The following is a 23,086-nucleotide window of genomic DNA, read 5'->3' as shown; positions in this document are numbered from 1 at the left end:
TCATACCTCCAGGCGGAACAGGTCTTCCTCGGTCTCCCGGCGCAGCAGCAGCCGGGGTTCCCCGTCCAGTACGGCGGCGAGCGCGGGCCGCGGCAGCCGGTTGTAGCCGCTGGCCATCGAGTAGCAGTAGGCGCCGGTCGCGGCGACCGCGAGCAGGTCGCCGGGCGCGAGGTCGTCGGGCAGCCAGCAGTCGCGCACCACCACGTCGCCGGACTCGCAGTGCTTGCCGACCACGCGGCACAGCACCGACCGGGCGTCCTCGGGCGCGCCCCGGGAGACCAGCCGGCAGTCGTAGACCGCGTCGTAGAGGGCGGTGCGGATGTTGTCGCTCATGCCGCCGTCGACGCTGACGTAGCGGCGGACCGCGCCCGCGTCGAGCTGGACGTCCTTGATGGTGCCCACCTCGTACAGCGTCACCGTGCCGGGGCCCACGATCGCCCGGCCCGGCTCGACCGCGATCCTCGGCACCGGCAGGCCGGCGTGCTCGCACTCCTTGGACACGATGTTGTGCAGCTGCCGCGCCAGCTCGGCGGGCGGCGGCGGGTCGTCGTCCCGGGTGTAGGCGATGCCGAGGCCGCCGCCGAGGTCGATGGTGTCGACGTGCTCCAGGACGCCGTCGCCGTGCTCGTCGCGCAGCTCGGCCAGCAGCGCGACGACCCGCCGGGCGGCCACCTCGAAGCCGCTGGCGTCGAAGATCTGCGAGCCGATGTGGCTGTGCAGGCCGATCAGCCGCAGGCCCTGGGCCTTGAGCACCCGGCGGGCGGCCTCGGCGGCGTCGCCGGAGGACAGCGAGAAGCCGAACTTCTGGTCCTCGTGGGCGGTGGCGATGAACTCGTGGGTGTGCGCCTCGACGCCCACGGTGACCCGGATCATCACCGGCTGCACGCGGCCGCGCTCGCGGGCGAGGTGGTCGAGCCTGGCGATCTCGTGGAACGAGTCGAGCACGACCGCGCCCACGCCCGCCTCGACCGCGGCGGCCAGCTCGGCCGCGGACTTGTTGTTGCCGTGCAGCGCGATGCGCTCGGGCGGGAAGTCCGCGCGCAGCGCGACGGCCAGTTCGCCGCCGCTGCACACGTCGATGCTCAGGCCCTCCTCGGCGACCCACCGGGCGATCGCCACGGACAGGAACGCCTTGGACGCGTAGTGCACCAGGGTCGGGTCGCCGAACGCCTTCGCGTGGTCGCGGCAGCGCGAGCGGAAGTCGGCCTCGTCCATCACGAACAGCGGGGTGCCGTGCTCCTCGACGAGCCGCCGCACGTCCACGCCGCCCAGGCTGACCACGCCGTCGGCGCCGCGCCCGGCGTGCCGCGGCCACACGTTCGGGTGAAGTTGGTCGAGTTCCCCGGGCGTGGTCGGGCGCTGGCCCGCCGTGCTGCCGGGGAGCAGGACGTCGGCGTGCCGGGGACCGGCCGGGTGCGCGCGCATCACATCCGCTCCGGGGCGGTCACGCCGAGCAGGCCCAGGCCGTTGGCGAACACCTGGCGCGTGGCCGCGACCAGCCGGAGCCGGGCGCGGTGCAGGTCGGTGGTCTCCTCGTCGCCGCGCGGCAGCACCCGGCACGCCTCGTGGAACCGGTGGTAGGTGCCCGCCAGCTCCTCCAGGTAGCGCGCGACGCGGTGCGGTTCGCGCAGCTCGCCGGCCGTGGCCACGACGCGCGGGAACTCGCCGAGGGTGCGGATCAGGTCGCCCTCGCGCTCGTGGGTGAGCAGGTCGAGCGCGTCGCCGGGGGTCACGCCGAGCTCGGCGGCGTTGCGCAGCACCGACGACAGCCGCGCGTGCGCGTACTGGACGTAGAACACCGGGTTGTCGTTGCTGCGCTTGCGCAGCAGGTCCAGGTCGATGTCCAGGGACGAGTCGACCGAGGAGCGGCTCATCGCGTACCGGGCCGCGTCCACGCCCACCGCGTCCACCAGGTCCTGCATGGTGATGACGGTGCCCGCGCGCTTGCTCATCCGGACCGGCTTGCCGTCGCTGACCAGGTTCACCAGCTGGCCGATCAGCACCTCGACCGCGTCGGGGTCGTCGCCCAGCGCCGCGGCGGCGGCCTTGAGCCGGCCGACGTAGCCGTGGTGGTCCGCGCCGAGCATGTAGATGCACAGGTCGAAGCCGCGCGACCGCTTGTCCACCAGGTAGGCGATGTCGCCCGCGATGTAGGCCGGGTCGCCGTCGCTCTTGATGACCACGCGGTCCTTGTCGTCGCCGAACTCGGTGGACCGCAGCCACCACGCGCCGTTGTCGAAGTACAGCGCGCCGGAGGACTTCAGCTGCTCGACGGCCTTGGTCACGGCGCCGGACTCGTGCAGCGAGTTCTCGTGGAAGAAGACGTCGAAGTCGGTGCCGAAGTCGTGGAGATCCTGCTTGATCTCCTCGAACATCAGGTTCACGCCGATCCGGCGGAACACCTCGGACGAGTCCGCCGAGGTCAGCGCGCCGGGCTCCTGCCGGAGCACCTCGGCGGCGATGTCGCCGATGTAGCCGCCCGCGTAGCCGTCCTCGGGGGCCGGGGCGCCCTGGGCGGCGGCGATCAGGGACCGCACGAACCGGTCGATCTGCGCGCCCGCGTCGTTGAAGTAGTACTCGCGGGTCACCTCGCCGCCGTTGAACGCCAGCACGCGGCCCAGCGCGTCGCCGACCGCGGCCCAGCGGGTGCCGCCCAGGTGGATCGGGCCGGTCGGGTTCGCCGAGACGAACTCCAGGTTGATCTTCCTCCCGGCCAGGGCGGCGCCGCGCCCGTAGTCCGCGCCGGCCGCGACCACGTCCCGCACGATCGCGCCCCGCGCGTCGGCGGCCAGGCGCAGGTTGAGGAAGCCGGGGCCAGCCACCTCGACCGAGGAGATGGCGTCGGTCGAGGTCAGCGCCTCGGCGAGCCAGCCGGCGAAGTCGCGGGGGGTGACGCCCGCCTTCTTCGCGGTCTGGAGGGCCACGTTGGTCGCGTAGTCGCCGTGCTCGGGGTTGCGGGGGCGTTCGATCGTGACCGCTGTCGGCAGGGCGGCGGGGTCGAGGCCGCGGGTGGACATCACGTCCAGGGCCGTCGCCCGGACCAGTTCGGCTAGCGCAGCGGGAGTCACCCGGCAAGTCTAGGGAAGCGTTCCCGCTGGTCTCGACTGGGATGCTCGTCCCGATCAGTGAGAAGGGCAACTGTGAACGGCAACCCTCGGTGACGGGGAGTTGACGGTGATCCGACACCGGGTCCCTACACTGGCCCGCGGCATGGGCGTATGACGAGACTGAGGCGGACATGACCAGCGGCAAGAAGAACAAGGCCGCGCGCTCCAGCGTTGCGGCGGCGCGCTCCTCGGTGGTGGCGAAGAAGCCGAAGCCGTGGGGGACCATCCTGGCGGTGGTCGCCGTCCTGGGCCTGGCGGCGGGTGTGTTCGGGTACGCGTACGCGCGGATCGACGAGAAGAACGACCGCGAGGCGGCCCTGGCCCGGTGGAACCCCTCCGAGGAGAACAAGGACCCCTCGGACGGCATCCAGGGCGTGCTCAAGAAGGAGTACGAGGCCGGCAAGCACGTCACCGCCGACCAGCGGGTCGCCTACGACATGTCGCCGCCCATCGGCGGGCCGCACGACGGCGTCTGGGCGGTGTGCTCGGGCGTGGTCTACGAGACCGCGGTGCGCACCGAGAACATGGTCCACGGCCTGGAGCACGGCGCCGTGTGGATCGCCTACAACCCGGACCAGGTGACCGGTGAGGCGCTCGACAAGCTGAAGGCCAAGGTCGACGGCCAGCAGTTCACCATGATGTCGCCGTACCCGGGTCTGGACAAGGCGATCTCGCTCCAGTCGTGGGGCCACCAGCTCAAGCTGGACAGCGCCGACGACGAGCGCATCGACCAGTTCGTCCAGTCGCTGCGCCGCAACCCGAACACCTACCCCGAGGTCGGCGCGACCTGCGACTCCAGCACGTTCGACGTGAGCAACCCGCCGGCGTTCGTGGCCGAGGCCCCGGGCCCGGACGCGGTGCCGATGGACGGTGGCACGACCGACCCCGCCGAGACGGGCGGCACCGAGGGCGCGCCCACCGGCGCCCCGGCGACCGACGCCCCCGCCACCGACGCCCCGGCCGGCTCGGAGACCGCGAGCACCACCCCGTCCAGCTGATGACCGAACCCGAGCAGCGGCACGGCGGCACCGCGACCCGCGTGGTCGTCCTCTCGATCGCGGTGGTCGCCGTGCTGCTGCTCGGTGCGGCCGTCGGGCTGCTGATCCAGCTGCCCGGCCGGGATGGCACGTCGGTCCCGGCCGCCGACTCGGTCGACGTCGGCTTCGCGCAGGACATGGCCGTGCACCACCTCCAGGGCGTGACGATGGCCAACCTGGCGCGGGACAAGACGGCGGACCCGGCCGTCCGCCAGCTCGCCTTCGACATCCAGTCCACGCAGCTGGAGCAGGTGGGGCGGATGAAGGGCTGGCTGACCTTCTGGGGCTACCCCGAGCAGTCGGTCGACGGCAGGTACATGAGGTGGATGAGCGGGTCGGGCCACGGGCACGGCGGCGATCCCGGGTCCGCCGGCACCACCGGCCCGATGCCCGGCATGGCGACCTCCGAGGAGCTGAACCGGCTGCGCCGGCTGTCCGGGCCCGAGTTCGACGTGTACTTCCTCCAGCTCATGCTGCGCCACCACCAGGGCGGGGCCCCGATGGCCCGGTTCGGGGCCGAGAACGCCGGTCAGCCGGTCGTGCGCACGCTCGCGGACAACATGCTGCGGTCGCAGGCGAGCGAGAGCGAGCTGATGAGGACGATGATCACCGAGCGCGGCGCGGCCCCGCTGGAGGGCTGACCTCCCCGGGGGCGGTGCGTCCCGGGAGTCCTCCCGCGCACGGCGTCCCGGGAGTCCTCCCGCGCACGGGGCAGGTGTTTGGCACAGCGCGGCACCTGCCCCGTGCGGCACGGTCGGGAAGGGACCACGTCCCCCGTACTCCCTTCCCGACTCCCCTGTGCCACATCGGAAGGACACATACCCTCCAGGAGGAGGTGGGGTAACGCTACGTCATTACTGGCGGGTTAACACTTACGCCAATTGAGTGAATCCGCAGGTGAGGACCCTTCACGTACCGTCGGAGCGTGATCATGTCGACGGTCATCGGCGACGCATCGCCACGGTCGCCCACAACGGTCACCCGTGCCGGTCGTCCCGGCGGTCGAACACCAGGTCCCGCGCCGACCGCAGGCCCATCGCCACGGCCCCGCTGAGCACCGCGCCGTCACCCAGCTCCCCCGCCACGACCCGCGGCACGAACGGCGTCAGCCGGCGCAGCGCCGCCTCCATCGGCTCCCGGAGCAGGGCGGCGCTGCCGCCGATGCCGCCGCCCAGCACCACCAGCTCCGGGTCGATCACCGCCACCACCGAGGCCACCACGAACGCCAGCCGCCCGGCCTCGTCGCGCACCGCCGCCAGCGCGCGCTCGTCCCCGGCCCCTGCCGCGGCGAACACGTCCCGCGCCGAGGGCGCGACCAGCCCGTGCTCCGCCGCCAGCGCCACCACCGACCCCGCCGCCGCGAACGCCTCCACGTGCCCGCCGCCGGGCGACCAGGGCAGGTAGCCGATCTCGCCCGCCGCGCCGTGCGCGCCCCGGAACAGCCGGCCGTCGACCACGATGCCCATGCCGATCCCGGTGCCGACGGAGACGCACACGAACACCTCGGCGCCGCGCGCCGCGCCCTGCGCCTGCTCGCCCACCGCGGCCAGGTTCGCGTCGTTCTCCACCACCAGCCCGGCGCCCAGCGCGGCCTCCAGGTCCTCCAGCAGGCCGGGCCGCTCCAGGCCGGGCACGTTCGGCGCGTGCCGCAGCGTGCGACCGCGCGGATCGGGCACGCCGGGCAGGCCGACCACCTTCACCAGCAGGTCGTCGAGCGACAGCCCGGCGTCGGCCGCGGCTCGCGAGGCCACCTCCCGGACCGCCTTGACCAGCGCGGACGCCGAGCGGCACCGGTTGCGCTCGTCCACCCGCGCGATCACCCGGCCGGCCAGGTCCGCCACCGCGGCCCGGATGCGCTGCCGCCCCACGTCCACGCCGAGCACGTGCCCGGCCGCCGGGTTCGGCTCGTAGACCACGGCCGACCGGCCGGGGCCCGCCGTGGTGCGGCCGATGGCGCGGACCAGGCCGTGCTGCTCCAGGTCGAGCAGCGCCTGGCCCACGGTCGGCTTGGACAGGCCGGTCTCCCGGGCGATCTGCGGCCTGGTGGCCGGGCCGCCCGCGCGCAGCCGGTCGAGCACCGCGCGCTGGTTGAGCACGCGCATCCCGGCCGGGGTGCCCACCGGTGGTTTGTCGACCGTCACAGGGAGTGAGTCTAGATCGGTTGGAGCAGTGGCCGGACAGGCTTGCGGACAAGTTGGCGAACCGGGCTTGACAACGATGTCACACACCTATTCGCTTCGCTGAAGATCGGTCTTGAGGCGAGAGGCGTGCGCAATGGGGCTCATGCGGGCAAGGAGATCGCTGGCGGTCGTCACGACCGCCGCGCTGGCGCTGGGCGGCGTGGCAGGCTGGTCCACAGCCACCGCCGCACCGGAACCCGGGAGGCCAGCCGTGAGCGAGACCCTGTTCGCCACGTCGTTCGAGGACGGGCAGCCGCAGCCGACCTGGCTCAGCGAGGTCGAGACGGGTCCCGACGGCGCGCCGAAGACCTCCGGCGTCAACGGCTCCGACTCCACCGGCCTGCCCGGCAACGTCACCGACCGCGTGGTCGACGTCGCGGCCAACTCCGAGTTCGCGGACGCGGGCGAGGTCAAGGAGAACCTGGTCGACGGCAACGTGTCGTCGAAGTGGCTGGCCTTCGCCAAGGCGGGCTGGGCCCGGTTCACCTTCGCCGAGCCGGTGGCGGTCAAGCGGTACGCGCTGTCCTCGGCCAACGACGAACCCGGCCGCGACCCGAGGGACTGGACGCTGCGCGGCTCCGCCGACGGCACCACGTGGACCGCGCTGGACACCCGCGCGGGCGAGGTGTTCGCCGAGCGCCACCAGACCAAGGTCTACGACCTGGACAACACCGGGGCGTTCCGCTTCTACCAGCTCGACATCACCGCCAACGGCGGCGCGGACGCCCTCCAGCTCGCCGAGGTCCAGTTCTCCGACGGCTCCACCACCCCGCCCGCGCGGCACATGCGCACCACCGTGGGCAAGGGCGCGAACGGCGGCTACAACGCCAAGGCGGGCGCGGGCTTCACCGGCGTGCGGGCCCTGCGCTACCAGGGGACGCACACGGCCGAGGGCCGCGGCTACTCCTACAACAAGGTCGTCGAGGTCGACATCCCCGTCACCGCGACCACCGAGCTGTCCTACCTGATCTTCCCGTCGTTCACCACCGACGACCTGAACTACCCGGCCACCTTCGCCGCGGTGGACCTCGCCTTCTCCGACGGCACCTACCTCAGCGAGCTCGGCGCGCGCGACCAGCACGGCTTCGGGCTGTCCCCGCGCGGGCAGGGCGAGGCCAAGTCGCTCTACACCAACCAGTGGAACCGCGTCGCCGCCGTCGTCGGCCCGGTGGCCGCGGGCAAGACGATCAAGCGCATCCTGGTCGCCTACGACAACCCGAGGGGCCCGGCCGCGTTCAACGGCTGGATCGACGACATCGCGGTCAGGTCCGCGCCCGCCGTCGTCGAGCGCGCCCGCCCGTCCGACCGGGTGCTGACCACCCGCGGCACCAACTCCAGCGGCTCGTTCTCCCGGGGCAACAACTTCCCGGCCACCGCGGTGCCGCACGGCTTCAACTTCTGGTCGCCCATGACCAACGCGGGCTCGACCAGCTGGCTCTACGAGTACGCCAAGAACAACAACCGGGACAACCTGCCCACGCTCCAGGCGTTCACCGCCAGCCACGAGCCCAGCCCGTGGATGGGCGACCGGCAGACGTTCCAGGTGATGCCGTCCACCGGCACGCCCACCGCCGACCGGGCCGTGCGCGCGCTGCCGTTCCGGCACGAGAACGAGGTGGCGCGGGCGCACTACTACGGCGTGGCGTTCGAGAACGGCATGAAGACCGAGATCGCGCCGACCGACCACGCGGCGCTGTTCCGGTTCACCTTCACCGGGGGCTCCTCGAACCTGGTGTTCGACAACGTCAACAACAACGGCGGGCTCACCCTCGACCCGGCCTCCGGCGTGGTGACCGGCTTCTCCGACGTCAGGAGCGGCCTGTCGGTCGGCGCGACGCGGCTGTTCGTCTACGGGACCGTGGACCGGCCGGTGACCGGCAGCGGCCGGCTGACCGGCGCGGGCCGCGACAACGTGGCGGGCTACTTCTCGTTCGACACCTCGGCCGACCGGGCGGTGACGATGCGGCTGGCCACCTCGCTGATCAGCGTGGACCAGGCGCGGCGCAACCTCGACCAGGAGATCTCGGCCTCCGACACCCTGGAGTCGGTGCGCGAGCGCGCCCAGGCCGCCTGGGACGACGTGCTGGGCGTGGTCGAGGTCGAGGGCGCGTCCGAAGACCAGCTGACCACGCTGTACTCGAACCTCTACCGGCTCTACCTCTACCCGAACTCCGGTTACGAGAACACCGGCACCGCCGAGGCGCCCCGGCACCGGTACGCCTCCCCCGTGCAGGCCGCCGGGCCGTCCACTCCCACGCAGACCGGCGCGAAGGTCGTGGACGGGAAGGTCTACGTCAACAACGGGTTCTGGGACACCTACCGCACCACGTGGCCCGCGTACTCGCTGCTGACGCCCCGCCGCGCGGCCGGGCTGGTCGACGGCTTCGTGCAGCAGTACCGCGACGGCGGTTGGATCTCCCGCTGGTCCTCCCCCGGCTACGCCGACCTGATGACCGGCACCAGCTCCGACGTGGCGTTCGCCGACGCGTTCGTCAAGGGCGTCGAGCTGCCGGACGCCGTGGCGGCCTACGAGGCGGCGGTGCGGAACGCGACCGTGGCGCCGCCCAGCCCGGGGGTGGGCCGCAAGGGCCTGGACACCTCGATCTTCACCGGCTGGACCTCCACCGCCACCCACGAGGGCATGTCGTGGGCGATCGAGGGCTACGTCAACGACCACGGCATCGCCAACATGGCGCGCGCGCTGCACGAGCGCACCGGTGACCCGCAGTACCTGGCGTCCTCCGAGTACTTCGCCAACCGGGCGCAGAACTACGTGCACATGTTCGACCCGGAGACCGGGTTCTTCCAGGGCCGCAAGCCCGACGGCACGCGCCGCGCCGCGCCCGACGAGTACGACCCGCGCGTGTGGGGTTACGACTACACCGAGACCGACGGCTGGAACATGGCGTTCTCGGTGCCCCACGACGGCCAGGGCCTGGCCAACCTCTACGGCGGCCGCGACGGCCTGGCGTCCAAGCTGGACGAGTTCTTCGCCACGCCGGAGACCGCGAAGTTCCCCGGGTCCTACGGCGGGGTGATCCACGAGATGACCGAGGCCCGCGACGTGCGGATGGGGCAGCTCGGCCACTCCAACCAGGTGTCGCACCACATCACCTACATGTACGACTACGCCGGTCAGCCGTGGAAGACGCAGGAGAAGGTGCGCGAGATCCTGTCCCGGCTGTACCTGGGCAGCGAGATCGGCCAGGGCTACCCCGGTGACGAGGACAACGGCGAGCAGTCGGCGTGGTGGCTGTTCAGCGCGATGGGCTTCTACCCGTTGCAGATGGGCAACGCGACCTACGCGATCGGCTCCCCGCTGTTCACCAGGATGACCGTGCGCCTGGACAACGGCCGCGCGCTGACCATCAACGCGCCCCGCAACAGCGCGCGGAACATCTACGTGCAGTCCCTCAAGGTCAACGGGAAGAACTGGGACAGGTCGTACCTGCCGCACGCGGAGATCGCCCAGGGCGGCACGCTCGACTTCGAGATGGGCGCGGAGCCCTCCCGCTGGGCCACCGGTCCCGACGCCGCGCCGCCGTCGCCGACGACGGGTTCGGAGCCGCCCGCGCCGCTGCGCGACGTGACCCCCCGCGCCGCGGTCACCGGCGCGCCCGCGGCCGTGCTGGACGACACCTCCCAGACGTCCGGCTCGCTGTCCTGGCTCCAGGCGTCGTTGCCGGACAACAGGGAGACCGCCACCTTCTACACGCTCACGTCCGGCAAGGCCGGGGGCGACCCGACCTCGTGGGAGCTGAAGGCGTCCTACGACGGCACCACCTGGGTGACGGTGGACAAGCGGACCGACGAGGCGTTCCGGTGGCGCCAGCAGACCCGCGCGTTCAAGGTCGCCGCACCCGGCCACTACCGGCACTACCGCCTGGAGTTCCCGGCCGCGGCCACCCTGGCGGAGTTCGAGCTGCTGGCCAAGCCGCACGTCACGTGCGGCACCACGGTCACCGGCGAGCACCGCGGCCCCCTGGTCGTGCGCACCGGCGTGACCTGCGTCCAGGGCGCGACCGTCACCGGCCCGGTCACCGTGTCCGCCGGCGCGTCCCTGCACGTCTTCGGCAGCGAGCTGCGCGGCGCCCTCTCCGCCACGGGGGCCGCGGCCGTCACCGTGGTCGACAGCAGCGTCGGCGGCCCGGTCAGCATCACCCGCGCCACCGGCCCGGTGTCACTCGAACAAGCGACGATCTCCGGTCCGGTGAACTTGGTCGGCAACCGCGGCGGCACCGTCCTGGCCGCCAACGACGTCACCGGCCCGATGTCGTGCGTCATCAGCGACCCGGCCCCGGTGAACAACGGCTGGGCGAACCAGGTGAGGGGGCCCCGAACCGGCCAGTGCGGCCGGCTCTAGGGCTTGTCACCAGGAGATCTCGCGGCACCTCTGCGCGCAGTCGCTCGGCTCCACCTGGAGCGTGGCGTGCTCGATGTGGTAGCGCCCGGAGAGCAGGTCCTGAGCGGCCCTCAGGACCTGCGCCGGGTCCACGTCCGGGTGGGTGGTGAGGTGGGCGGAGGCGACCTCCATGCCGGAGGTGAGCGTCCAGACGTGCAGGTCGTGGGCCTCCGCCACCCCCGGCAGGCGCCCCAGGTCGGCCTGCACCTCGGCGACGTCCAGGCGCTCGGGGGCGTGCTGGAACAGGATGCGCAGGGCACTGGCGGCCAGCCGGTAGGTCCGCGGCAGCACGAACAAGCCGATCGCCACCCCCATCACCGGGTCCGCGTACCGCCACCCGAAGACCAGCGTCACCACCCCGCTGACCAGCACCCCGACCGACCCGATGAGGTCCGCGAGCACCTCCAGGTACGCGCCGCGGACGTTGATGCTCTCCTTCGCCCCGTCCCGCAGCACGAAGAACGACACGAGGTTCGCCACCAACCCGGCCGTCGCCGCGAGCACCACGGGCAACCCCGGCACCGCCGGCGGGTCGTCGAACCGCCGCACGGCCTCGAACACGACGTACCCCGCCACCCCGAACAGCAGCACGGCGTTGGCCAGCGCCGCCAGCACCTCGGCCCGGTAGAGCCCGAACGTGCGACTCCCCTTGGCCCCGGCGCGGCGCGCGAGCAGGATGGCGGCCAGGGCCATGCCGACGCCCAGGACGTCGGTGAGCATGTGGGCGGCGTCGGAGATGAGGGCCAACGAGCCGGTCGTGAGGCCGACCGCGAACTCGATGACCATGAAGGCGGCGCCGATGGCGAAGGCGACCCACAGGCGGTTGAGGTGCTTGGCACCGGTGCCTGCCGTTCCGTGGCCGTGTCCGTGACCCATGGGTGCGAACATATAGTCATATGCGCATGAGTACAACTCGCGTGTTGGGTGGGGGCGGGGTCTTCGGGGGTTGGGTTGGAGGGCGGGGAACCGCAGGTCGTGGGCTTGGGGTGACCGGTGGGGGGGTGGGGTGAAAACCGTCTCGCGGGGTGCGCTAAGCTTCTCCCCGTAGCTGCGGCCCCCGTAGCTCAGGGGATAGAGCACCGCCCTCCGGAGGCGGGAGCGCAGGTTCGAATCCTGCCGGGGGCACATCAAGGGTGGGACCAGGGATCACTTCCTGGTCCTTCTTCCGTTTCAGGGCCTGGTCGGCCGCTCGTCGGGCGGCGTCGACGGTCTGTCCCGCCAGCGTGACCTTGCAGGTCGCCGTGTTGGTGTCGCGGTTGTAGTGGATCTCCAATCTGAGGGATTCGAACATCCGGCGGGCCAGTTCCTCGGGCAGTTCGTCGACCCGGAACTTGGCTACCGGCAGCGCGTCGAGCAGGTCGGGGTTGGGCACCTGACGGACGCGGTCCTCGGCTTCGGCCAGTTCGGCTTCCAGGCGTTGCCTCTGGGCGCGCAGCTCGACGCGGCGCTGGTTGATGTCGCGGATGAGGTCCCGGTCGGGGTTGTCGATCAGTTCGAGGTTGCGCAGGGTCCGCCGGATGCGGGCGTCGGTGTCGGTGATGGCGTGGCGCAGGGCCTTGACGCGCTCCTCCCGGTCCTGCTGGGCCGATTTGTCGACATTGCGGGCGTCGGCGTCGAGCAGGGCACGGCGGTAGGGGCCGAAGACGTGGTCGTTGAGGAAGGCGTTGAGGCGGTCGAGCAGGGCGTCTTCGCGGACGAAGAACGTGCCGGAGCCGTGGTCGCCAGGTGGGACGTAGCCCTTCTTCGGGGCGCAGACGTAGTAGGCGTTGCCGTGGCGGGTCTTGCCGTACATGCGCCGCCCGCAGAGCCGGCAGAACAGGTACGTGCGCAGCAGGTAGGACCGCTTGGTCTGCGGGTGACGCGAAGGCCCGTGGGCGCTGCGGGAACCGAACCGGTGAGAGGCGATCTGCTGAATCAGGACGAAGGTGTCCAGGTCGACGAGTGCCTCGTGAGTCGGTTCGGGTGACCAGACCCACTCGGTTACGGAGTTGAGCCGGGCGTTGGCGCTCTTGCGGGCGCGCCGGTTCCAGACCATGTAGCCGGTGTACTTGGGGTTGGTCAGGACGTGGCGCACGCTGGAGGCGCTCCAGCAGCCAGCCGCCCGATCCGGGTCGACGGGCACCGGTGGCGGGTTGGCGGTCAGGTCGAGGTTCAGGCGGTCGGCGATGACCTGGTAGCCCGCCCGCTCCTCCAGCCGCCACCGGAAGATCCGCTTCACCACCGGAGCCTGCCTCGGGTCGGGCTCCAGGAACGCCTTCTTCTGCCCCTTGGCCCGCTTGGCCGGCACCGGGTGCGGCACGCGCTTGGCCTGGTAGCCGTAGCAGGGCTTGCCGATGTTGAAGCCGCTCTCGGTGTGCACGGCGAACCCGTCCCACGCCTTCTCCAGCATCTCCACGACGTAGTACTCGGAGATGCCCTGCTTCACCCGTCGGGTGAGGAGTTGGGTGGCGACCTTGGCCTTGCGCCCGCTGCCCGCGGTGAGCTGGAACGGCTCGTCCGCAGCCAGCAGCCGGACGCCGGCGCGCTCCAGGCGGTGTTCGATCTCGGTTCCGATGTAGGTGCGGCGGGCGATGCGGTCGATGGACTCGCAGATCACGTAGTCGAAGCGGCGGTCAGGTCGCTCGGCCTCGGCCAGCAGGTCCTGGATGCCGCCGTCGCGCGGGATGGGGATGGTGAACTGCTCGTGCGCCCCGCTCTTGCCCCGGGCGGCGAGCTCCTTGCGCCCGGACTCGATGTCGTAGAAGTGGGCGACGATGAGCGCGTCCTCGGGCAGCACGAGCTGCGAGGCCCGCAACTGCCGGGGCAGGGACAGCGTCGGGTCCTGCTGGTCGTAGGTCGACGTGCGCCCGACCCAGGCCACCCGAACCAGCGACGGCACCGGCTCGGCGGTGCCCGGCTCCTCATGCCGGTAAGGGCTGCGCAGGCGCCCTACGCGGCCCGCTCCCGCCCATGCTCGGACCTGTTCCGGACCAGCCACTCGGTCACCTCCCGCAGCACCCGCGCCTGCCGCCGGACGAGTTCGTCCCCTGCTGGGCCGTCCACGAAGCGGATCTCCACCACCATCTCCACCTCACCCGCCCGCCGCCCGGGAACGGGCCCTTCGCCGCAGCCGGCCGAAGACATCATCGGCGGCCACTTCCCTTGTAGCACTTGATATCTGGATCGTCGCAATCGAATTCGCACGGACACATCCACGCTCCGTACGGCCCGCAGGTCAAGCCGGGGGCACGCGAGCCTTTGCCTGCCCGCGTGCCGCCCGCGGCACGCTCGCCGGGTGTCCGTGCCCGGCGGTGACCGACACAGGCCGTAGCGACGCCGTCAGCGGCCGGCACCACATCGGGCAGGACCGGTAGGTGAGCCATCGAAGTCCTCCAGGGCACCGAGGAGGCACGTTGCACTCCTGCACCCCTGAACTCCGAAAATCAGCCTCTCGGGGGACACGCAGCCCCCGACTTTTGCGCCGCCGCCCGATCCGATGTTCCTCATGGGCATGTACGCCTATGAGTCTGGGATACCAGCGGATCCCCCTACAGCCCTACTGAGCTGCTCTTACCTCCGCCGCAGGGGGTGGCGTTCTAACAGGATCCCCAACCTGATCCCCAGCCGATAACATCCCTGTGACATCCCGGGAAGAGCCCTTGCCTGATACAGGTCTTGAATATTCTCTTCCATATCTATTGAGTCAAAAGTGATCGGTTGCCCGCAGGCTGACTGGGTGGTCGAGGTCGAGGGTGCGTACCGGTTGTCGCCTGCCGAGCGTGAGGTACTGCGGTTGCGGGTGGTGGCGGCGTTGGAGTCCGGGCAGGTCGAGGGTTATCGGCAGGCCGCGGAGGTGTTCGGGGTCTCCGAACACTCGGTGGACACCTGGTGGCGTGCCTACCGACGGGACGGTCGCGACGGCCTGACGACCTACAAGGGACGCCCCGGCCCTGCCGAAATGAAGCGAGATGCTCACTGTCGTCTACGGCGCGTCTTGCCATTGAACACAGGTAGGACGTGCTCCGTTTGACTTCAAGAATTCTTTTACAGCCTGCCGGATAACGTCGATCGACACTTCCGAGTTGGAAGGAAACTCGCGCCCGTGACCCATGTAGAAGTACGAACGCGATTCGCCGTCTACTGGCCCCTCGCCGGCGCTGACGACACCGCGCGGCCATTCCCGTCCCGAGTATCGAATCACGCCGTGATCAACCGCAATGCCGACGTCCAACCCTTGCGCATACGGATCGCCGGACAGGTGAACGTCCATCAGGATGGGCGCTGCCGGCGGAGATTCGGCGCGAACACGGTCGACCAAGTCGTCCACTTCGTCCACTGTGGACACAGTAACGGGAGTGTCGCCATGCTCGTACAGGTAGTACACGTCTAGGGCACCCACTTCGAGGTCCCGCCTCCCTTGTATTCCTGCCTGAACCCGTCAGGACCATAGACCGTCATCGTGAAACCGGGCGGGAGAACCACCGGAACCAGCGCGTCACACCCCATCGGACCGCGACAGGGGAAGTTGTTCAACACCAGCGTGGCCGACTGAATCCCGTTCTTCCGCATGTGTGCCGCAAGCTTGATCTCCACGTCCACCACCGTGACCGGGATACGGCGTGACTTGATCTCCTCCTCGAAAAACCGGAGAGCTTCCTCCGACTTCTCATCCTTACCGCTTACTTCCTCGTGAACCCTGCCGCTCGGATCGATCCACCGCCCGTGTGTCTTCTGCCCAACGCCCGACACCACCGAGGGCGGCAGTTCCCGCCGTAGTTCCTCGATCCGCCCGGGTGTCACGGGAACCGGGACGGTCGGAGGTGCCCCGGACGACGGCGACCGGCCCCCCTGCGAACTTGTAACGCCCGCCGTGGGACCGGTCGCGGTCGAGTCGCCCGCCAGCGTCGCCCGGTAGGCCCGTATGGCGTCCTCAGCGGCTTTCAGCGCCGCGAACGGGGACCGAATGCCCTGTTGCGCTTCCCCGAACCACGCCAACGCCTGTAGCGCGTCAGGGTCGGCCGTGCCGGACACGGCCGACCCCAGCAGCGTGGTTGCGTCGTCGATCAAGTCCGCCGCCACGTTCAGCGACTCCCGCGCGGCGTCGATCTTGTCCAACACCGCGTCAAGTCGCGCGGCCACGTCCTTGATCGACACCCCGTCATCGTACGGCGACGATCAGCAACCACCTCCGCCACCACGACCGCGACGCACAACGCCCACCGTCGCCGAAATCCGCAGTTCACGACGGCCACGGGTTCGTGTGGATGCTGTACGAGTCGCCTGGAGGCGCTCCAACTGCCAGATCCGGGTCGACCGGCACCGGTGGCCTGCTGGTGGCCGGATCCAGGTTCAGCCGGTCGACGATGCCCCGACGGCCCGCTCGGCCTGGCAGCCATAGCAGGACCTACCGGCGCTATCGCACCCATCACCGGCCGCCTCTCAAATACCATTCAATTGGCGCGACGTGGCCAGTTGGACATCCAGAACAAAAGCAGCATTGGAATCCCATCTCACCAGTTGGCCGAAAATCGGATCACGAGAGAAAGATCATCGCATTTGATACCTATGCACCGAAGTGTCACTTCCGCAGGTGATCGCAATGACGAAACCAAGTCAACGGGCATCTTTTCTGGTACCGTACGGCCGTTACACAAGGCAGTTGCCTCGTAGACCCGCACAGCTCCCGGCAAGGGCACTCACACGTCCTTGCCGCGCACATCAGCAGGGTTCAGAGACGCTGTGGCGAACGAAGGGTGGAACTCGTGACAGGGGCACGAACAGCACGGCGCAGACGGAGGAAGTTAACCGTCGAAGGGCTCCCCGCAGAGGGCGACTTAGTCGAGGTGCGTGGGCAGAACTGGATCGTCTCCCACGTCGCCCCCGCATGGGAGTCCGACGAACCCCCTGCAACGAGTGGACCGATCGAGCCTGGCACGATCGCCCCCGCTGCCACCATCGTCCACCTCCAGTCCGTCGCCGATGGGCGCTATGGTGAAACCCTCAGCGTCGCGTGGGAGGTCGAACCCGGCCGACGCGTCCTGCCCGCCAGCTCCCTCCCCGATGTTTCCGCCGGGAAGTACGATCCACCCGAGCGTCTCGCCGCCTTCCTCGACGCCATCCGCTGGTCCGCCGTCGCCTCCGCTGATGTCAAGAACCTCCAGGCACCCTTCCGCTCCGGCATCGCTATCGAGCCTTATCAACTGGAGCCGGTTTCCCGGGCCGTTGGAGCCCCTCGCGTCAATCTATTACTGGCCGATGATGTCGGACTCGGCAAAACCGTTGAGGCAGGGCTCGTCGCCCAAGAACTCCTGTTGCGCGGACGCGCCCACCGAATCATGGTGGTTTCCCCGGCCGGACTCACCATCAAATGGCGCGACGAGCTCGCCGAGAAGTTCGGTCTGGACTTCACCGTCGTCGATTCCGCCCGTTGCGCCGAACTGCGCCGTACCCACGGCACCACGGCCAACCCCTTCCGGGTCCACCCGCTCACCATCGTCTCGCTGCCCTGGCTGCGCGGTGCCAAGGCCCAACGGCTGCTCGACGAGGTCATCCCGTCCGTGGAGGCGACCGGCGACCAGGTGCCCGGACGTTTCTTCGACCTGCTGATCCTCGACGAAGCCCACCACGTGGCCCCGTCCGCTCCCAAACAGGTCTACGCCGTCGACAGTCAGCAGACCAAGCTCATCCGCCGCATGGTTCCCCACTTCGAACACCGACTGTTCCTGTCGGCCACCCCGCACAACGGCTATCGCGAGTCCTATACCGCGCTGCTCGAACTCATCGACAACCAGCGCTTCGCGCGCGGCGTCAACCCGGATGAACAGGCGGTCAAGGAAACCGTCGTACGCCGTCTCAAGAGCAGCATCACCCGCCCCGACGGCACACCGTACTTCCGCCGCCGCGAAACTCGTGAGATGCCTGTCCGGTATACGGACGAAGAACGTCGCATCCACGAACTGCTCACCGCGTACGCCGATCTGCGCCGCGAGCGGATGGCTCCCGGCGCAAAGGGTGGGCGCAAGGCCACCGACCTCGTCGTCCTGCTGCTCAAGAAACGGCTATTCTCCTCACCGGCAGCCTTCGGTCGCACTGTTCAGGTCTACCTGGAGAACATCGCCGCGGCATCCAAGACCGTCCGGCCGCGCACTGCCGCAGCAGACGTCCCCGATTGGCTGAACGACTTCGCCGACGAAATCGCCGACCTCGACGACGTCGACCTGGCCGAAGCCGAGGACGATGCGCTCGGCCGCACCACGCGCCTGACCCCGGGTCCCACCGAAGACGAGTCCGACCTGCTCGGCGAGATGCTGCGCTGGGCCGAGACGCACGAGGCACGAGCCGACTCCAAGGCTGCCGCGCTGACCAGTTATCTCAAGGCCGTCACCCACACAGATGGCAGACACTGGTCCAACGAACGCGTAGTGGTCTTCACCGAGTACCGCGATACCCAAGATTGGCTGCTTGGTTTGCTGCGCCAGGAGGGCATGGCCGAAAAAGGCCGTATCGAACTCCTGCACGGCGGCCTGAGCGTCGACGAGCGCGAACGCATTCGCCTCGGATTCCAGGCGCACCCCGCCGAAGCCGAGGGAGCGGTGCGCGTGCTCATCGCCACCGACGCAGCCAGTGAGGGAATCGACCTGCAAAAGCACTGTCACCGACTCGTCAACTACGACATCCCCTTCAATCCCAACAAGCTTGAGCAGCGGATCGGCCGCATCGACCGCTGGGGTCAGCGTCACGATCCCGAGGTCCGCCACTTCGTCGGGGAGGACTGGCAGAAAGCCAAAGCAGGGTCCTTCGAAGCCGACCTCGAATTCCTCTCCAGGATCGCCAAGAAGGTCGCCCTCATGGAGGAGGACCTCGGCGAGGTCAACGCCGTACTCGCCGATGCCGTCCTGCGCCGCATGTCCGGCGACCAGCGCCACGTCGACATCGAGAACGCCAAAGCCAGGAAGATCAACGGCCGGAACACCGGCGGCACGGTCGAAGCCGAGCAGAACGTCACCGATCAGGTCAGGCGGCTCAGCGCCGGTCATGACCGCACCGTTGACGAGCTCGGCATTACCCCGGGGAACATCGCCCGAGTGGTCACCACCGCCCTGGCACTCGACCGCCAGCAACCGCTGCGCCCTGTGCGCGACCTGCACCACCTGCACAGCGGTACGGGGGACGAGCTCCGTGACGTCGACCTCGACAACTCCTTCTTCGAGGTACCCCAGCTGGGCGATTACTGGGAGCGGGCAACTCGCGGTCTCGCCCACAAGCTTCGCCCGCGGGACCGGCGCCCCGTCACCTTTGATCCGCGCGTAGCCGGTCTTGGGCGAGACGACATCGTCCTCGCCCACCTCAAGCACCCGCTTGTCGACCTCTCCACCCGGCTGTTGCGTGCCGCCGCCTGGAACGCCGAGCAGATTGATCTGCACCGCGTCAGTGCCGTTGTGAGCGACGATCCGCACCTTGAGACCACGCTTGTCAGCGCATACGCCCGATACGTCCTCATCGGCGCTGACGGAGTACGCCTCCACGAGGAGGTGCTGCACGCCGGCGGGTGGCTCAACGACGCCGGCTGGCTCCGCCGCTGGGACAGCGTCAACACCCAGCGCGAAACCCTGGGCAACGCCCTCAACCACGGCGTCGCCGCGGCCGAGCACTTGCGCACCCGACTCACCAGGAGTTGGCCAAGGGTTCAGGACCGACTCATGGCCTCGCTCGAAGCACGGGCCAAGGAACGCCGCGAATCCTTGGACAGGGCCCTGCGCCAGCGCCGCGAGGAGGAGGAGCACCGGATCAACGCCAACCTGGACCGCTTCGAGTCCACGCTGCGCGCCAAGGTCGACGAGAACGCCGCCGAAGGCGACGAGCAACTCGTCCTCTGGGAGGCCGGCCGGATGACCCCCGCTGAACGACGGCAGTACCAACTCGACCGCGAACACCTGCAACGGCGCCTGGACGTCCTCGGTGTTGAGCGTCGCCGCGAGCTCGCCGCCATCGACGCCCGCTACAGCGACCTCACGTCACACCTCTTCCCCGCAGCCGTTGTCTTCGTCATCCCCCGGAAAGAGGCTGTTCGATGAGCCCCGCCTCCCGCAGCACCGCTTCCCGTCGCGGCATGAACGCCGGACAGGCCGCCGCGCTCGCCCGCGCCACCGATGGCAGGCGCCAGCACAAGGACTGGCTCAACCTCGTCGAGATCACCGGCCCGTTCCTCACCCTGCCCGTCCTCCTCGAAACCTGGCCCACCCTCGACCCACTCGAGAAAGACCAGCGCGCACCTTTACGCCTCCACCACGGCTTATGGTCCGGCGATCCGTCCGCCGGTCGTGACGAGTGGATCGCCTACCTGCTCCATGACCTCCTGGAGTGGGACGACGCACTGCACCTGCCCACCAGCGGCGCGGACCCCCTCCTCGATCGACTCGCCTTACCCGTCCTCGAGCACGACATCACGCTGCGCCCCGACTTCCTCCTCATCGAGCCGGACAGCGATCCGGCCCACGACTCCGGCGCCATCACCAAGAGCATCCCGCTGCTCGGCATAACCATCCCGGCAGGCAGCCCTCCCACCTCTCGTCTCCGAGACGGTGACGGCTGGGCCGCGACTCCCGCCGATCGGATGGCACGCCTGCTCCGCCACCACCACATCGAACTCGGTCTCGTCACCGACGGTCGCTGGTGGTGCCTCGTCTGGGCCCCGACGGGCGGCGTCACCGCCACGGTGCAGTTCGACACCGTGGGCTGGAACGAAGCCGCTGAACGCGAGGTCGTTCGCGCGTTCATCTCCCTGCTTCGCCGGTTCCGCTTCTTCAGTGTCCTCGACGACCAGACCCTGCCGCAGCTGCTGCGCAAGAGCCTCGGCAAGCAGGAGGACGTCACCGAAGCCCTCGGCGTTCAGGTCCGCCAGGCCGTCGAACTGCTCGTCGACGCCATCGGCAGGGCCGACACCCGTGCCGTGGAACGCGGCGAACCGGGCCTCGACGCCCAGGGCGTCCACGCCTCGCAGGTCTACCGGGGTGCGGTCGCGGTCATGATGCGCGTGGTCTTCCTGCTCTTCGCCGAGGAACGCGGCCTGCTCCCGGCGGACAACGAGGTCTACGCCAAGGCGTACTCGGCGGGCGGCCTGTGCGCCGAACTCGAAGCCCGAGCGGCGATGGGCACCACCGCGGAACTGGAGCAGAGCACGGCGGCCTGGCACCGGCTGATCGCCCTCTTCCACGCGGTGTACGGAGGCGTGGCCCACCCGGAGTTCGAGCTGCACGCCTACGACGGCTCGATCTTCGACCCGAAGACCTACTGGTGGCTCGAAGGGCTACCCGCACCGGGTGCGCGGGAGGGGCTGACCGGCCACACGCCGCTTCTGCCCATCAACGACCTGACAGTGCTCCACATGCTCCAAGCCGTTCAGCACGTCACCATCGGCACCGGCAAGAACGCCGAGCGCCGAACGCTCACCTTCCGCACTCTCGACGTCGAGCAGATCGGCTACGTCTACGAAGGTCTGCTCTCGTACGACGGCCGACGTGCCGAAGACACCGTGGTCGGACTCGTCGGCAGGAGCGGCCTGGAGGACGAGGTCCTGCTGACCTACCTCGAACAGCTCGCCGGTCCGTACGGGATCGGCGCGCGGGCCGGCGGCTCGGTGGACGTGAAAGGTCTCGCGAAACGGCTCGCCGAAGCGCACAAGGACTCCGGCATCGGCTCGGCAGCCGCCCTGGAGAAGAAGCTCGCACCGCTGTCCGAGGTTGACAAGGTGGAAGCCGAGCGGCTGCTCCACGTGGTTACCGGGGACACGGCGCTGGTCCGCAGGTTGCTGCCGTTCTTCTCGCTCATCCGCCGTGACCTGCGCGATCTCCCACTGGTCATCGGGGCGGGCTCGCTGTACGTCACGGACTCCTCCACGCGCAAGAACACCGGTACCCACTACACGCCGCGCTTCCTCGCGGAGAAGGTGGTGAAAGGCGCCCTGCAGCCGCTGGTCTACGCGCCAGGGCCGCTGGAGACGGCCGACGAGGCTGCCTGGGTGCTGCGTTCCGCGAAGGAAATCCTGTCGCTGAAGGTGACGGACATCGCCATGGGCTCGGCGGCGTTCCTCGTCGCGGCCTGCCGCTACCTCGCGGAGAAATTGATCGACGCATGGGTGAAGGAAGGCCACAAGGGTGCTACCGCCTTCCGCGCAGGCCCCCTCAAGGCAGTATCCGGGGTGGAGGTCGACGCCGACCCGGTGGTGATCGAGGCCAAGCGCCAGATCATCGAGCACTGCCTGTACGGGGTGGACATCAACCCGATGGCGGTGGAGATGGCCAAGCTCTCGCTGTGGCTGGTCTCCATGGACCCGCACCGGCCGTTCACCTTCCTCGACGATCGACTGGTGGTGGGTGACTCGCTGCTGGGCGTCACCTCGTTGAACCAGGTGGAGGTCGTCCACCTGGATGAGAAGGCCGGTCGCAAGCTGCACAGGGACCGTCTCTGGGACTGGACGTCCGGTGTGCGCGCCCGGGTGGGGGACGTCGCGGGAGAGAGGCGGGCCATCACGAAGATCGAGGGGGCCGACCTCGCGAGCCTGGATCGCAAGCGCCAACTGCTGGACACAGCGCGCGAGCACATGGGGCGGTTGACCCTCGTTGGCGACCTGGCGGCCGGCGCGGCGCTGGTCACGGCCGGGACGTCCCGCGACGCCGAGCACGAAGAAGCCGCTTTGTTGGCGGAGAAGGTCGCCTCGCCACGCACCGCTGATGACGCGGAGGTCGTGCACAAGGCTCGCCTTCGTGCGATGGAGTGGCTGGCCAAGGACCGACCGGACGACGGCTTGGTCCGCGAGCCGGTGCACTGGCCGCTCGTGTTCCCGGAGGTGTTCGATCAGGGCGGATTCGACGCGATCGTGGGCAACCCGCCGTTCCTGGGAGGTCAGAAGCTGACGGGAACCCTGGGCCAGGCGTACCGCGAGTACCTCGTACTGGCGCTCGGGCGCGGTCGGCGAGGTAGCGCGGACCTGGTGGCGTACTTCGCGTTGCGCGCGCATCAGCTGCTGAACGCACGAGGACAAACGGGGCTCATCGCGACCAACACCCTGGCCCAGGGCGACACCAGGGAGGTCGGACTCGATCAGCTCACAGCGGACGGCATCGAGATCCGCGGAGCGGTGAAGAGCGCCCCGTGGCCGTCCAAGTCCGCGACGCTGGAGTACTGCGCCGTGTGGTCCAGCGCTGCTCCGGTCGCTCCGGAGGCGTCGCGGGTACTGGACGACGTGGTGGTGCGTGGTATCACGCCCTCACTGGACGCGAAGTCGCGAGTCTCGGGTAAGCCGTACCGCCTGGTATCCAATCGAGGACGCTCCTACATCGGTTCGTATGTACTCGGCAAGGGCTTCGTCCTCACCCCCGACCA

At 69.6% G+C, this 23,086-nt stretch carries 13 protein-coding genes, 1 tRNA gene and 1 pseudogene; 7 read left to right on the top strand and 8 right to left on the bottom strand.

All coding sequences use genetic code 11. The annotated features are described in order from the left end of the window. Both lysA and argS read right to left on the bottom strand, forming a co-directional pair. Entirely contained in the window at window positions 1-1,425 is a 1,425-nt protein-coding gene (lysA, locus tag ACFP3R_RS28885) for a diaminopimelate decarboxylase (RefSeq protein WP_380640388.1), read from the bottom strand. Further along, window positions 1,425-3,068 carry an arginine--tRNA ligase gene (argS, locus tag ACFP3R_RS28880; RefSeq protein WP_380640386.1) on the bottom strand — a complete coding sequence of 548 codons (1,644 nt, stop codon included), beginning with the start codon at window positions 3,066-3,068 and terminating at the stop codon, window positions 1,425-1,427. The genes lysA and argS overlap by 1 nt, the downstream gene beginning before the upstream one ends. A gap of 170 nt (window positions 3,069-3,238) precedes the next feature. Here argS and ACFP3R_RS28875 point away from each other — a divergent pair, with 170 nt between their 5' ends. Then, window positions 3,239-4,105 (top strand): DUF3105 domain-containing protein, encoded by an 867-nt coding sequence (locus ACFP3R_RS28875; protein WP_380640384.1) that lies wholly within the window; start codon window positions 3,239-3,241, stop codon window positions 4,103-4,105. Further along, window positions 4,105-4,785 carry a DUF305 domain-containing protein gene (locus ACFP3R_RS28870; protein WP_380640382.1) on the top strand — a complete coding sequence of 227 codons (681 nt, stop codon included), beginning with the start codon at window positions 4,105-4,107 and terminating at the stop codon, window positions 4,783-4,785. The genes ACFP3R_RS28875 and ACFP3R_RS28870 overlap by 1 nt, the downstream gene beginning before the upstream one ends. A 336-nt stretch (window positions 4,786-5,121) precedes the next feature. On the opposite strand, the gene ACFP3R_RS28865 is transcribed toward ACFP3R_RS28870, so the two are convergent. After that, the gene (locus ACFP3R_RS28865) at window positions 5,122-6,246 is read right to left on the bottom strand and encodes an ROK family transcriptional regulator (RefSeq protein ID WP_380640486.1); all 1,125 of its coding nucleotides are present in this window, start codon (window positions 6,244-6,246) and stop codon (window positions 5,122-5,124) included. Between the two features lie 172 nt (window positions 6,247-6,418). Here ACFP3R_RS28865 and ACFP3R_RS28860 point away from each other — a divergent pair, with 172 nt between their 5' ends. Further along, the gene (locus ACFP3R_RS28860) at window positions 6,419-10,687 is read left to right on the top strand and encodes a GH92 family glycosyl hydrolase (RefSeq protein ID WP_380640380.1); all 4,269 of its coding nucleotides are present in this window, start codon (window positions 6,419-6,421) and stop codon (window positions 10,685-10,687) included. A gap of 6 nt (window positions 10,688-10,693) precedes the next feature. Here ACFP3R_RS28860 and ACFP3R_RS28855 read toward each other — a convergent pair whose 3' ends face one another. Continuing rightward, on the bottom strand, window positions 10,694-11,602 hold the full coding sequence (locus ACFP3R_RS28855) for a cation diffusion facilitator family transporter (protein WP_380640377.1): 909 nt from the start codon (window positions 11,600-11,602) through the stop codon (window positions 10,694-10,696). Window positions 11,603-11,779: 177 nt separating this feature from the next. Here ACFP3R_RS28855 and ACFP3R_RS28850 point away from each other — a divergent pair. After that, window positions 11,780-11,851: transfer RNA gene (locus tag ACFP3R_RS28850), tRNA-Arg, on the top strand. Window positions 11,852-12,506: 655 nt separating this feature from the next. Here the strand turns inward: ACFP3R_RS28850 and ACFP3R_RS28845 are convergent. Both ACFP3R_RS28845 and ACFP3R_RS28840 read right to left on the bottom strand, forming a co-directional pair. Continuing rightward, window positions 12,507-13,586 (bottom strand): annotated as a pseudogene (locus tag ACFP3R_RS28845) (recombinase family protein); the annotation flags it as partial. 68 nt (window positions 13,587-13,654) lie between these two features. Next, window positions 13,655-13,852 carry a hypothetical protein gene (locus tag ACFP3R_RS28840; protein WP_380640375.1) on the bottom strand — a complete coding sequence of 66 codons (198 nt, stop codon included), beginning with the start codon at window positions 13,850-13,852 and terminating at the stop codon, window positions 13,655-13,657. A gap of 562 nt (window positions 13,853-14,414) precedes the next feature. Between ACFP3R_RS28840 and ACFP3R_RS28835 the strand changes: the two genes are divergently transcribed. Beyond that, complete coding sequence (locus ACFP3R_RS28835; protein ID WP_380640373.1) at window positions 14,415-14,735, top strand: helix-turn-helix domain-containing protein; 321 nt, start codon at window positions 14,415-14,417, stop codon at window positions 14,733-14,735. Here ACFP3R_RS28835 and ACFP3R_RS28830 read toward each other — a convergent pair. Both ACFP3R_RS28830 and ACFP3R_RS28825 read right to left on the bottom strand, forming a co-directional pair. Continuing rightward, complete coding sequence (locus ACFP3R_RS28830; RefSeq protein ID WP_380640371.1) at window positions 14,688-15,089, bottom strand: Imm1 family immunity protein; 402 nt, start codon at window positions 15,087-15,089, stop codon at window positions 14,688-14,690. The two genes, ACFP3R_RS28835 and ACFP3R_RS28830, sit on opposite strands and share 48 nt — an antisense overlap. Window positions 15,090-15,091: 2 nt before the next feature. Continuing rightward, window positions 15,092-15,859: a DddA-like double-stranded DNA deaminase toxin gene (locus ACFP3R_RS28825; protein WP_380640369.1), complete on the bottom strand. Its 768-nt coding sequence runs from the start codon at window positions 15,857-15,859 to the stop codon at window positions 15,092-15,094. A gap of 599 nt (window positions 15,860-16,458) precedes the next feature. Between ACFP3R_RS28825 and drmD the strand changes: the two genes are divergently transcribed. Both drmD and ACFP3R_RS28815 read left to right on the top strand, forming a co-directional pair. Then, window positions 16,459-19,779, top strand: coding sequence for a DISARM system SNF2-like helicase DrmD (drmD, locus tag ACFP3R_RS28820; protein ID WP_380640367.1), 3,321 nt, complete (start codon window positions 16,459-16,461; stop codon window positions 19,777-19,779). A 35-nt stretch (window positions 19,780-19,814) separates the two neighbouring features. Continuing rightward, the coding region (locus ACFP3R_RS28815) for an Eco57I restriction-modification methylase domain-containing protein (protein ID WP_380640365.1) at window positions 19,815-23,086 on the top strand (3,272 nt) is incomplete at its 3' end.

The organism is Saccharothrix lopnurensis (assembly GCF_042658445.1).
GTDB lineage: Bacteria > Actinomycetota > Actinomycetes > Mycobacteriales > Pseudonocardiaceae > Actinosynnema > Actinosynnema lopnurensis.
The sequence above is the reverse complement of the archived record's forward strand: the minus strand, read 5'-3'. Positions and strand labels throughout refer to the sequence as shown.